At 59.8% G+C, this 12,994-nt stretch carries 4 protein-coding genes; all 4 read right to left on the reverse strand.

Annotated elements, in window-relative coordinates; all coding sequences use genetic code 11:
* Positions 1–59 precede the first annotated feature (59 nt).
* Positions 60–2,708, reverse strand: coding sequence for an RHS repeat-associated core domain-containing protein (locus K5Y35_RS13965; protein ID WP_222834424.1), 2,649 nt, complete (start codon positions 2,706–2,708; stop codon positions 60–62).
* 69 nt (positions 2,709–2,777) lie between these two features.
* Positions 2,778–5,522 carry an RHS repeat-associated core domain-containing protein gene (locus K5Y35_RS13970; protein ID WP_261991774.1) on the reverse strand — a complete coding sequence of 915 codons (2,745 nt, stop codon included), beginning with the start codon at positions 5,520–5,522 and terminating at the stop codon, positions 2,778–2,780.
* 1 nt (position 5,523) lies between these two features.
* Positions 5,524–8,292 (reverse strand): RHS repeat-associated core domain-containing protein, encoded by a 2,769-nt coding sequence (locus K5Y35_RS13975; RefSeq protein ID WP_222832177.1) that lies wholly within the window; start codon positions 8,290–8,292, stop codon positions 5,524–5,526.
* Positions 8,289–12,800, reverse strand: coding sequence for a SpvB/TcaC N-terminal domain-containing protein (locus K5Y35_RS13980; RefSeq protein WP_222832178.1), 4,512 nt, complete (start codon positions 12,798–12,800; stop codon positions 8,289–8,291). Before K5Y35_RS13980 ends, K5Y35_RS13975 begins: the two co-directional genes overlap by 4 nt.
* Positions 12,801–12,994: the final 194 nt, after the last annotated feature.

The following is a 12,994-nucleotide window of genomic DNA, read 5'->3' on the forward strand; positions in this document are numbered from 1 at the left end:
GCGGGCAAGATAGCATGGGCCGGACGGGTCCGGCGCGCTGTTCGCGCCGGCCGCACGGGTCACACAAACGTTTCAAGCTGACTTTGCCGGCGTGGCAGATTCAACCGGGGTTTCGGGATGGGTCTGGGTCTCGGTTCGTCGGCGATCGAGCGCTCCAGTTGTTGCAGGCGTTCGCTCACGCCCACTGCCGCGCCGGGAGCGTCGAGTAGCGCCTGAGCAGTCTCCATGACCTTGTCGATGGCGTCGAACGGATCGAGACCGGTCCGCGCCAGCTTCAATACCTGACGTTGCTTTTCAGCGTCCAGTGCCTTCAGTTGCGCATAGAACAGATCCTGAACAGGTGCCGCGTAGGTGTTGAGGTTGTCGGTGAAATTCTTGATGCCGTCGATCAGGGCTGTCCCCCCGTTGATCAGGTCTTTTGCACCGTCGACCACGCTGGACACCGTCTCGCCTGCCGTATTGAGGCCATCCTTGAGCTCCTGCGTGTGCAGCGTTTGCGCCAGCTTCAAACCCTTCTTGAAAAAGTGGTAACGCAGCAACGGGAAAACGATTGCACCGACGATCGCTCCGACGCCTGTACCGATGGCATTGCCGATCCCGGGGACCGCAGTGCCGATGATGCTGCCAATGGCGATACCTTTGCCGACACCATAAAAGACCGATTTGATGCCGGGCCTGGACTTGATGAACTTGCCGAACGTCATGCTCTTGCGCAGTTCTTCAATGTCGGCGCCTTCGGGAACCAGGCCATCGAATTCGCGGGTTAGATTGTGTAGCTGGTCTGCCGCCGTTTTGGCTTTATCGAATAGCCCGACGGCTTTCTTGACCAGGTTGAAAATGACTTTGGACGTGCCTGTCTGGTCGACATGGACAATCGGGTTGTTGCCGACGAACCCATACAGATTCAGCCCGTCGACATCTCCCGCCGGATCGGCGCTGAGCCAGCGCTGCAACCATGGCGCGTAGTAGCGTTCGCCGTAGTAATACAAACCACTGACATCCATCTCCTTGCCTGAGTAACGCACGGTTTTGTAGTCGATCCCGTCTGCCGGGTACTTGAGCATCCAGGCGGTGGCGCCAAACGGGTAATACCCTTCGTGGCTGATGATCTGTGCCTGCTGATCGAGCTCCATCACGCAGGAGCCGAGGTGGTCGTCGAGGCTGTAGCGCAGTTGATCGTCGTCGACGCCTTTGGGTTTGTTCTGTGCCCAATGCAGGCAGCGTGCGTTACCGACGCTGATGACGTGCAGTTCTTCGCCATTGTCGCGGGTGCGGATTTCCAGCCCCGGCAGGTAGCGCACTTGATGAAAGTGTTCAGTGTTGGCCGTGTAAGTCTGGTGGCGCTTGAACACGCGCAAGCCCTGGCTGTAGCGGTAATGCTCGGCGTCGTGGCGACCGTCCTCGCGGTGGATCAGGGTGACGCGGGTCAATTCATCGCGCGCGTTCCAGTGCAGGGCTTGCCCCGGTTGCACGGCTTGCTGATTGCCATGGCGGTCGAACAGTGTGTCGAAATCCGGAACCGGTTGCCCCTGCGTCCAGCGCACGCCGCGGTTGCTGTGCGGGTCAATGCTCAACTGTTGCGTGTGATTGGCGCCGGCCCGAACATGTTTGAGTTCGATGAGGTTGTTACCGGCGTCGTACCGGTAGCTCTGGGTGTAATTGAGGCGGTTGATCGGATCGGTCGGGGTTGGCAGGCCGGGAATGTCGGTGAGCGGGCCATCGTCGTAGCCGCTGGCGCTGGTCAGCCGATACAGCGAGTCGTAGCTGAAATGGCGACGGCCATCGACGCGCTGATTGGCGAAATGGCTCGGGGTAAACGCGTGGTCGTCGATGCGGGTGATGTTACCCATGGCGTCGTAAACGTATTCGAAATCCTGCAGGGGTGCCTGCGCTTGTTTCTGCGCCGACTGTCTTCGCAGACGGCCATCGGCAGGGTCGTAGCTCCATTGGCTGATGACATCGTTGCCGGCCCGTTGCTCAACGATCTGTGCGGCCGCGTTGTATTGCGCAGCGAGCAGTACCGGCCGCCATGTGGTTTGATCTTTCAGTTGCAGGTGGACCTGTTTGAGTTGCCCCGAGAGGTCGTAGCGCCATTGTTGCCGGTGACCCGCGGCGTCGATTTGCTCCAATGCTGCGCCCAAGGGGCTGAAGGCGTGGCGCGTGGTGAATGCCTCGGCATCATGGAAGCGGCGGGTTTGCTCCAGTGCCTGACCGGACAAACTGTAGCTGGGCAGGCGCAGTGTGCCTGACGGATCAGTCTGTTCCTGCCGTTGTCCGCGCAGATTGTGCCCGGGGTCAGCCGTGGAATCGGCGTAGGTAAATATTTCGACATCCACCTCGTCGTTTTCTGCGACCGCCACGACACGCAACTGACGGTCGTAGCGTATGCGCCAATGACTGCCGCGTGCATCCCAGCGATCCAGCACCTCACCGGCCATCCCGGCAAGGTGCAGACGCCATCCGGCGTCAACGCTGTCGATTTTCAAAGGTGTGCCGGGCAAGCTGTAATACGTGACGAGGCTAGCCCGCGGTAGCCGCGGATCCCACTGTTCGACTAACTGTCCCGCTGCATTGTGGTGCTGGCAGGTAACAAGACGTTCCACTACGCCATCCGCTACCTGACGAAAGTACGCCACACGCTTCACCGGCAAGGTCCGAGGATCATGGATGTACAGGTCGGGCGTACGAAAGTGCGGTGATCTATTCATATGCTGGTTCCAGTAATCCCTTCGCCTGCCGTTGCTCCCGGATGTTGTGGGGGCTGCGATCCCCGTGTTCTAGGCTGCTCGTTGTGCGTTGTACTGGCGATACCTTCCAATCAGTTCAAGGTTGCGATTGGCTTGTGCGATTCGTACCGATATTTGCGCTTGAATCTCATCCCGACGGATCATCCCGCCCTGGCTGGTGCCAACATTTTTTGTGAACATGTCGTAGGTGTAATTCAATGATCCGAGAAAACCTTCGGAATAGAATTCGTTGATCTCCAATCGAGCGAACGCGGCGTTGACTTCAATTCGGTCTTGATTCAGGAGGTCGATAATCAGGCCGAGACCTCGCTCTAAATCGTCGATGGTCGAGTCTTGCAGGCCCACCACTGCGGCAGCGACATCGCTCCCTGATTGGGCGATTGCCATCAGTTCACTTGCAGCGGGCACGCCCACCTGCCCAAGTGCTGTTGAAGTGACGACTGAAGCGATTTGTTTTCTTCCCTGCCCGCTGCGTGGGTCGTAACCCATGACAAAATTTTTGGCGAATTGCAGCGGTCGGTTCAATACACCCACCGTGGCTTCGGTATGCAGGCTTTCTGGATCGATTTTCCGAGGGTCAGGCAAAATGGGGGTCGAGAAGTTTTTGTAAATACTCAGCTTCTCCACAACTTTACTCACGATAGTACTGGCTATCGTTGGGACCAAAGGCACGCCGGGAGCAATACTGGAAACCAGAGCGGCAGCGCTTGTACTCGCACCCGCTTTTGTCAGGTGATAGGCAGTGTTCACCGCAAAGCGTTTTCCGATACTCCCGTTGCTGAACAGGTTGTTCAGTTGAACATCCATGGCCTGCATCTCGATTCCCAAGGTATCCAGCACTTTTGTGTAGTCTTCGATGTCCTGTCGGTCATTGTCAGGCGTGTCTTTGCTGGTGCCGTCGTTATCAATGAAGACCAGCGGGTTATTGCCGACGAATCCATACAGATTCAGCCCGTCGACGGCTCCCGCCGGATCGGCACTGAGCCAGCGCTGCAGCCATGGCGCGTAGTAGCGCGCACCGTAGTAATACAAACCACTGACATCCATCTCCTTGCCTGAGTAACGCACGGTTTTGTAGTCGATCCCGTCTGCCGGGTATCTGAGCATCCAGGCGGTGGCGCCAAACGGGTAATACCCTTCGTGGCTGATGATCTGTGCCTGTTGATCGAGCTCCATCACGCAGGAGCCGAGATGGTCGTCGAGGCTGTAGCGCAGTTGATCGTCGTCGACGCCTTTGGGTTTGTTCTGTGCCCAATGCAGGCAGCGTGCGTTACCGACGCTGATGACGTGCAGTTCTTCGCCATTGTCGCGAGTGCGGATTTCCAGCCCCGGCAGGTAGCGCACTTGATGAAAGTGTTCAGTGTTGGCCGTGTAAGTCTGGTGGCGCTTGAACACACGCAGGCCCTGGCTGTAGCGGTAATGCTCGGCGTCGTGACGACCGTCCTCGCGGTGGATCAGGGTGACGCTGGTCAATTCATCGCGCGTGTTCCAGTGCAGGACTTGCCCCGGTTGCACGGCTTGCTGATTGCCATGGCGGTCGAACAGTGTGTCGAAATCCGGAACCGGTTGCCCCTGCGCCCAGCGCACGCCGCGGTTGCTGTGCGGATCAATGCTCAACTGTTGCGTGTGATTGGCGCCGGCCCGGACATGTTTGAGTTCGATGAGGTTGTTACCGGCGTCGTACCGGTAGCTCTGGGTGTAATTGAGGCGGTTGATCGGATCGGTCGGGGTTGGCAGGCCGGGAATGTCGGTGAGCGGGCCATCGTCGTAGCCGCTGGCGCTGGTCAGCCGATACAGCGAGTCGTAGCTGAAATGACGACGGCCATCGACGCGCTGATTGGCGAAATGACTCGGGGTAAACGCGTGGTCGTCGATGCGGGTGATGTTACCCATGGCGTCGTAAACGTATTCGAAATCCTGCAGGGGTGCCTGCGCTTGTTTCTGCGCCGATTGTCTTCGCAGACGGCCATCGGCAGGGTAGTAGCTCCATTGGCTGATGACATCATTGCCGGCCCGTTGCTCAACGATCTGTGCGGCCGCGTTGTATTGCGCAGCGAGCAGTACCGGTAGCCATGTGGTTTGATCTTTCAGTTGCAGCTGGACCTGTTGGAGTTGTCCGGCCACGCCGTAGCGGGAACGTTGCCGATGACCGCCGGCGTCGGTCTGTTCGAGTAACGTGCCGAGCGGGCTGAGCACCCGGTCATGGGTGAATGCCTGGTCATCGTGAAAGGTACGGCGCTCTTGCAGAGGCTGGCCGCTGAGGGCAAAGCTGCCTGTGTGCAGCGTGCCCGAGCGATCCTTCAGTGTGTGTAACTGGCCGCGCAGGTTGTGTCCGGCGTCAGCCGTAGCGTCGGCATAGATGAATACATCGACATCGGGCTGGTCGTTTTCGGCGAGCGCCAGCACCCGCAGTTGTTCATCGAATGTCGTGCGCCAATGGTCACCGCGTTCGCTCCAGCGCTGCAGTGGTTCGGCGGCAAGCCCCGGCAAGGTCAGGCGCCAGCCGGCGTCGACGCTGTCTGTTTTCAGCGCCTCGCCGTCGAGGCGGTAAACCGTGGTCAGGCACGGCACAGGCAAGCGCGGATCCCATTGCTTTACCAGGCGCCCGGCAGTGTCGTGCTGGCGGCGAGTGGTCTGGCGCTCAGTGTCATCACCGGCCGCATTGCGCAAGTACGCGACGTCGCTGACCGGTAGCGTCCTGGGGTCATGGGCGCGCAGCGTCGGCGTATGCCAATGCACTGAAGGGGTCATCCTCGCGAGCTCGGACAGTGCCATATCAGGCCGCCTTTTTCTTGTTGGCTCGCGCCTGCTTCAGCAAAAACTGATTGTCCGTGGTGCCCATTTCCTTGTACCAGCCGACCATGGCCTGAGCGCGTGAAATGTGGCGCAAGGCGGCATTGGTTTGTTGGCGCATGCCCGCGCGAGTGATCGGCGCCAACCGTTGCCCGGAGGTCATATGGGTCACGTTGGGCAGCATCTCGGCGGGCAAAATGACGTCAGTGCCCAGCACGTCAAATGCGCTCTCTGCCCAGCCTGCGCGTTGCTCTACTGCGGTTTTCCATTCATTAAGCATGTTCTCGATTTTTTCGATTTTCGCGGGGTCAAGCCGGTTTTTGATGTCCTCGGCATCCTGCGCTTTTTTAAACAGACTCAGAAAGTGCGGGACGATCGATATCGCTGCGCCAAGCACCCTGCCGATGAGAAACTCAGGGTTGAGTACAGCGTTGAGCGCGGGGTTTATCAATTCGCTCTTTATGTCTTTCCACGATTCGATCTCTTTGACAGGGCGGTCAATGCCCAAACTTTTGTCAATGGCGCTGACAGACATTTGCGAGGTCTGCGGAATCAGTGGACCTAAATTGATCCCGACACTTTCCGTCACCGGATCGAGCATTTTCGCTGCGAGATCGCCGGCGGCATTGCCGCCGGAAACTCCCCCGACCGTCGGATAGGCGGCGACTTCAGTCGGAGGCGGAATAATGCCGTCGACAAATCCGCTGCCGAGACTTCCACTCTGTGTGGTGGCTGTATACCAATACGCAGTTTCGACGACCAGGCTCAGTACCATGGTTCTGTTGAGGCCAAGCGGATGGAGGATGTTATGCAGCTGGTCCACTACCTGTGTGGAATAAGCATTGATGACTGAAATAAATTCCGACGTCACCATAATCAGGGTTTCCGCACGCGCGTTGCCGTCAGGATCGATATAGCGCATCGGGTTATTGCCCACAAACGCATAAAGATTCGGGCCATCTGCCTGCTCTGTGTCCGCACTGACCCAGCGCTGCAACCACGGCGCGTAATAGCGCGCGCCGTAGTAGTACAAACCGCTGACATCCATTTCCTTGCCGGAATAACGGATGAATTTGTAGCTCACCTCGACCTCATGCTCGCCGACCATCCACGCCGTTTCGCCAAAAGGGTAATAGCCCTCGTGGTTGATCAGCCCGGCCTGTTGATCGAGTTCCATCACACAGGAACCGAGGTGATCGTCGAGGCTGTAACGCAGTTGGTCGGCGTCGGCGTCTTTGGGTTTTTTCTGCGCCCAGTGCAGGCAGCGCGCGTGAACGAGACTGATGACGTGCAACTCTTCACCGTTGTCTCTGGTGCGGATTTCCAGCCCTGGCAGGTAGCGCACCTGCTGAAAGTGTTCGGCGGTTGCGGTGAAAGTCTCGTGGTATTTGAGCACCCGCGCGCCCTGACTATAGGTGTAGTGCTCAGCGTCACTGCGCTGGTTTTCGCGGGGGATCAGGATCACCTGTTGCAGTTCGTCGCGAACATTCCATTGCAGGTTCTGGCCGGGCTGCACCGCTTGTTGATTGCCATGGCCGTCGAACAGCCTATCGAACACCGGCTCCGGATCGCCCGGTTTCCAGCGCACCCCGCGATTGCTCTGCGGGTCGATGCGCATCGTCCGGGTGTAGGCATTCGTGGCCCGCAGATGGCGCAGTTCGATGAGGTTGCCGCCGCAGTCATACTGGTACGTCTGGGTGTAGTTGAGGCGATTGTTCGGATCGCCCGGCTGTGGCAGACCGGGAATGTCTGAGGGCGGGGCGTCGTCGTACCCCGTGGCGCGAGTCAACCGATAGAGCGAGTCGTAGCTGAAATCACGGTGGCCATTGATGAGCTGGTTGGCGAAGTAAACGGGCTGGAACGCGTGATCTTCGATGCGGCTGATATTGCCGACCCGGTCGTGAAAGTATTCGAAGTCCTGTAGAACCTCGCCGGCCTCCTTGCGGCTCGACTGAGTGTGCAGACGCCCGTCCGCCAAGGCGTAGGTCCAGCGGCTGCGCACCCGGTTGCCGGCCAGTTGCTCGATGATCTGCGTGGCAGCGTTGTACTGCATATCCAGCAACACCGGCTGCCAGTCAGTCTTGCCGCTGACACGCAGATGCACTTGTTTGAGCTGTCCGGCCAGGCCGTAGCTTGAGCGTTGCCGATGGCCGCCGGCATCGGTCTGCTCCAGTAGCGCACCGAGCGGGCTGAACCGCCATTGACTGGTGAAGGTTTCGCCATCCTCGAAGATCCGGGTCTGCGTCAGCGCCTGGCGGGTGAGGGCGAAGCTGTCCGTGCTTAGCGTGCCCGAGCGATCTTTTTGTGTCAGCAGCTGGCCGCGCAGGTTGTGAGCAGCATCGGCGCTGGCATCGGCGTAGGTAAACACATCGACATCAGCCTCGTCGTTTTCGCTGAGTGCGATCACCCGTAGTTGCTCATCGAAGGTCGTGCGCCAACGCGTACCGCGCTCGTCCCAGCGTTGCAACGGCTCGCCGGCCAGACCGGGCAGGTGAAGGCGCCAGCCGGCGTCGACGCTGTCGGACTTGAGCGCTGAGCCGTCGAGGCCGGGAACCGAAACCCGACAGGGCACTGAAAGGCGCGGATCCCATTGCTCGATCAGCCGTCCTGCGGGGTCGTGATGTTGGCGGCTGGCCAAGGCTGCGGGCGTGTCATCCGCCACCGTGCGCAGGTAGGCCACCTGTCGCACCGGCAGGCCGCGAGCATCGTTCACGGCCAGCGCCGGCGTGCGTCGATGCACATTGGCAGTCATGAGCGTGGCGACCTGGCGGGCGGTGACGGCTCGGCGGTGTCGTTGAAGTCTTCGCTGGCGCGGTACCAGGGGTGGTAGGTTTCGCGGGAAAAGTCGCCACGCGCATTGATCAGCTTGATGGACCGGCCCAACGGGTCATAGAACAGTTGATCGAAATAGCCGAGCTCTCGCAGTGACTGGTCATTGACGTAGCCATGGGTGTCGGCGAAAAACGGCCGGAACTGACGCACCGGCAAGCCCTTGTTGTTGTATTCGACACGCTCGCTGATACGCCAGCGCGGGTCGGCGTCGACTTCTACGAACTGGCCATCCTCGACGATCAGCGCGCCGTCGGCGTCGACCGCATACGCCTTGCCCGGATCGACCCGTTGCTGGGTTTGCAGGGCACGGCCGAAGCCGTCGACGCAGGCTTTGATGATCTGGATCTGTGCGGGGATTTCGTCGTCAGGGTAGCGATCAGCGCTGAGCATCACGCTGTGCACCGGTTCGCGGTGAGCACTGGCGATGACTTCGCGCAACGCCTGTTCCGCAGCGCTCAGCACCGTGCGCTGCGCCAGTTGCCGGCGAGCACTGGCACGAATATGCCGGCTGGGCAGCACGTATCCCCGGGCGACCCATTCGGGGAGTGCAACTGCGTCCGCCGGCACTTGGCCCATCCAGCTGAACAAGTCCTTGCGCAGCGTGCTCGCGGCTTTTTGCACCGCGTCTTCGGGGGCTTCAATGGCCGGGTCCGGGCGATGATCTTCTGGCCGGATAAATTCGCTCAGGGACTTGAAACCTGCGGCGACGCCGCGCTCGGTGCCGTGAAAACTGCTGGCCAGCGGCTGTCCGGAAGGCTCGTAAATCACTTCTTCAATATTTTCATTGGCGTCGACGATGCGCTGCGGCAGCAGGGCGTGGTAGTCGTACTCGATGTGCGTGGTGCAGTGATCCGGCAGTTCGACGCGGATGATCGCCAGGTTGTAGTCGTCGTATTCGGCTTGGGTCGCGCCATGGCTGAGCGTTTCGCGGTAGCTGCACACTTTGTAGAAACCGCTGAGGTCGGCATAAGTGGCGTAGCCGAAGTGCGCCGACCAGAGGTCTTGTTCGGCATCGATGGGCGGCTCGATCTCAAACAACAGCGGCATCGCGGTGTAACCGATTCTCTTCAGTTCGTCGCGAATATCGAAGGGCGGGGGTAAAACGTCGTAAGCCTGCAGCGCGGTCTTGTCCAACTGCGCCAGCTCCAGTGGCCCGGCAAGTGCGACAAAATCGGCCTGCCCGTCATCGAGCAGCGTCCCATCGGGCTTCACGTAACGTTGCACTGACTGCGTTGTCAGTACCCGCTGTTCATCCCAGTAGGCCGAATCCTGATGCGCGATCATGTCCTCATAACTGGCCTGTTGCGCTGTCAAACCTTGCGGTAGCGAGCCTTTGGGCAACACCAGTGCATTGCTGCGCTGTTGCCACGGCAAACCGAGCCGCCACTGCTGCGGCTGGTCAGTCAGGTCAATGAACGTCGAGCGTGTTTCGCTCAGATAGAAGGATTGCTGCGCTGCATCGTGTGCATCGCGCCACCACTGTTGCTCATCCACATCGGTGAACGGCGGTGTGTCCGATTCGGTCAGGCGCCGCGCGTAGTTGACGGTCAGTGCATGGGTGGACAAACCGTGGGCGTCCCAGCGCAGATTGAGGTCGTGGCGGCACAGCGGATCGTCGATGAATGTGTCGTACTGGTAGCTGATGCTTTCCAGCACCAGCGGCAGCATTACCGCTGAGGCGTATTGGCCTCGGGCCCGGACTTCGCGCACCAGGTAGCGGTTCTCCTGCACCGCATAAGGGCTGGCAATGCCCGGGGCGTCGAAGCTGTCCTCGGCGTAGGTTTCGCTGCGGATGACCGACCCCACCAGTGCCCGAGCGATTTCGTACTCGGTGTCGGCATCATGCGGCGTGATGGTTTCATCGCATTCGTCGGTGACGTGATAGCGGCTGAACAGGGTGTTGCCCAGCGGCCATGCCTGGTGATCGCCATTGAAATAGGGCGCACGCGAACGATCCATGGATTGTCCGGTGTGAAACCAGGTACAGACCCGTACCGGCGCCGTAAAACCGCTCTCGTCATCGGCGCCGGCACGTTCGCTGTCGGTCTGTTGCAACTGGCCGAACCCGCGGAACTCACGCTCTCTGGCATCGTAGACGCCCTCGCGATAAAGGAAGTTCTGGGTCAGGCAATTGCCGGTGATTTCATCCAGTTGCCGTTGCTGTTTGACCACGGCCACGGCAAACGGCAAATGACAGATCGGCAGTTGTTTGAGTGCCAGTGTGCGTTGTTTCTCATCCAGCCACTCTTGCGCCGAGCTGCGATAAACCACGCTGGCGCTACACCCCATGTTGTTGTTGCTCGCGGTCAGCAGATAGGGTTTGGCGGCGACGAAATCGTAGCGCCAGTGCTGCGGCGTGATGTGTGGCACCGTCAGGATCAGGCTTGCGCAGCCAAGCCCTTGCAGGTCGGCGAAACTGACCTGGCTTGAACGGTCGTAGCGCACGCCTTCAGGCCATGGCACGCTGATCGGCGTTTGTTCCAGCCCGTTCCCGCCACGGTTGCGGTAGATCTCGAACCCCTGCGATTGCAGATAAATCAGCGCAGGGGCGCCGCTGCCATCGAGGTCGGCGATGCGTACCCGCGATGCATCGAACGTTTCGTACTCAAAGGGCAGGGCGCTGATCACCCGGCCTTCGCCAAACCTGCCGTGCCCCAGGTTCGGCCAGCATTTGATTTCGTCATGACGGATACGGCACAGCTCAGGCATGTCGCTGCCGAGCAGGTTGCCCAGCAGCACCAGTTCAGTGGACGAGTTGCTGAACAACGGCAGGTGGTCATCGACGGGCACATGCAGCACTTCTTCGCCGGGAGCGAAGCCTTCCTCACGTCGGTTGGCATAGAGGCGCACCGAGTTCGGCCCGATCAACCCCAGTGAACTGAGCCCGTCGCCGCTCAGGTCACCGAGTTGCGACAGCGTGTGGAAAAACTCCAGTGGAAATGCATTGAACGGGACGAAGTCGGCGAATTCACGCTGTGCATTGAGTGCGCGAAACGCACTGATACCCGGTTGCGCGCTGATCCAGTCGAGGCGGCCATCGCCGGTCAGGTCCGTCAGCAGTTGTTGCACCGGGCGCTTGCGATCGCCCAACGGCATGTTGTCCAGCGCCTGCCATGGCCCGTAGCCGATTTCATCGGTGCCTGAGGTTTGGCGCAGTGGCTCACGGTAATACCAGCACTGATCATAACGACACAGAAAACCCGGCACGCCTTCGCCATAAAGGTCAACGCACTGGTAGAAACCGCCGTCTTCCACACCGGGTTGGTTATCGGTTTCGAGCAGGCGTGTGGGGGTGCGATTGATGTCGAACGTTGAATATTCGAACTCCACGGGCGGGCTGTTCTCGACGCCGCCGCTGGCATCATAAGACTGATAGTGGGCGGCGCTGATCTGGCTGAAAGACCAGTCGCTGGAAGGCGTCGAATATTCCAGCAACAGGCGACGCACCAGCGCTGGCCTGATCGCCGGGTCATCGCTGAAACGATGAAACATCAGGACTTGCCGGCACAGCCGGCGGGTCGCGAGTTCAAAGCCTCGGCCGTAGGTCGAAAACGGGTCCTGGCGCGTGAGCCAGGGTTGCACCGTTGCGCCATCGTAGTCCGGTACATCGGCCAGCGCGGTGCTGCGCTCGCCGTAATCGAACAGCAACTGAAAGTGCCAGTCGAGTTCGGCGGGATTGTCGATCGTCCAGCTGTACAGATGGCTGCTGGCGGTGAAGTTGCCGTAGCACACACGGCGCAGATAGCGCTGGGCACGGTAGTCATGCACCGGGTCGGGATCCTGATCATCGGCCTTGTATTCAAAACAGATGTGTTCGCCACGGGCGTTCATGCTTTCGCACAGCAACCAGCTGGCGATTCGCCCTGGGGCCTCAGGATCGGCGAGCCGTGTGGCTTCGGTCTTGCCGTAAAGGTGTAGCGAGCCGTCGGCGCCGTGTATCAACCAGAATACCGGTGGATCTGCTTCTCGGGTCTGGCGCTGCCAGCGCTCGCGCAAGGCAAAATCGCTTTCGACTCGAGGCCAGTAGCGCACCACCCTGTGCGGGCCGATGTTGACGCCGTTGTAGGTGCTTTCTTCACGGAATTTGAGCTCGCCATCCTCGTCCAGCTCTGGCATCCACACTTCCCCATCGACGCCGATGATCTCGTCGTGATCGGTGTAACGCGGCACACCTTTATGGGTTCGGCGGCTGATCTGACCCACGCCGCCCAAGAGCCAGGACAGACCGAACGGACCGTTGCCGCTCTGACTGTTGTAGCTCAGCGAAAACTGTGGATCCCAGCCCCGGCCGGGGGAAGTCGGGATCGGCAGCTCGAACGATGCCGCGCCAGTCGGCCCCACGGCGCCCCAGCTTTTACCGATGGTGGCGAGCGATGCGCTTTTGGCGATGGCAGGTGTGGTGATGCTCAGTTCTTGTCGGTCAGGCATGCTCGAATCCATTGCGCACGGGGTTGGCGTGAATGGATTGACGCTATCAAGAATGGCATTGGAATTAACCTGTCATATCTGACAGGTGCGCAAGAACATTTTGTATGCTTTGGCAGGTTTTTTATCGCATTGGGTTTGCACATGCAAAAACGGCCGGTCATCCCTGGGGATGAGCCGGCCGTTTTCATAGGGCG

Origin of the sequence: Pseudomonas sp. SC3(2021) (assembly GCF_019856535.1) — a bacterium.
Classification (GTDB): domain Bacteria; phylum Pseudomonadota; class Gammaproteobacteria; order Pseudomonadales; family Pseudomonadaceae; genus Aquipseudomonas; species Aquipseudomonas monsensis.

Bases quoted from the DNA above. Each gene is read 5' to 3' on its own strand.
- K5Y35_RS13970 (WP_261991774.1), bottom strand. From the start codon at position 5,522: ATGGCACTGTCCGAGCTCGCGAGGATGACCCCTTCAGTGCATTGGCAT.
- K5Y35_RS13975 (WP_222832177.1), bottom strand. From the start codon at position 8,292: ATGACTGCCAATGTGCATCGACGCACGCCGGCGCTGGCCGTGAACGAT.
- K5Y35_RS13980 (WP_222832178.1), bottom strand. From the start codon at position 12,800: ATGCCTGACCGACAAGAACTGAGCATCACCACACCTGCCATCGCCAAA.
- K5Y35_RS13965 (WP_222834424.1), bottom strand. From the start codon at position 2,708: ATGAATAGATCACCGCACTTTCGTACGCCCGACCTGTACATCCATGAT.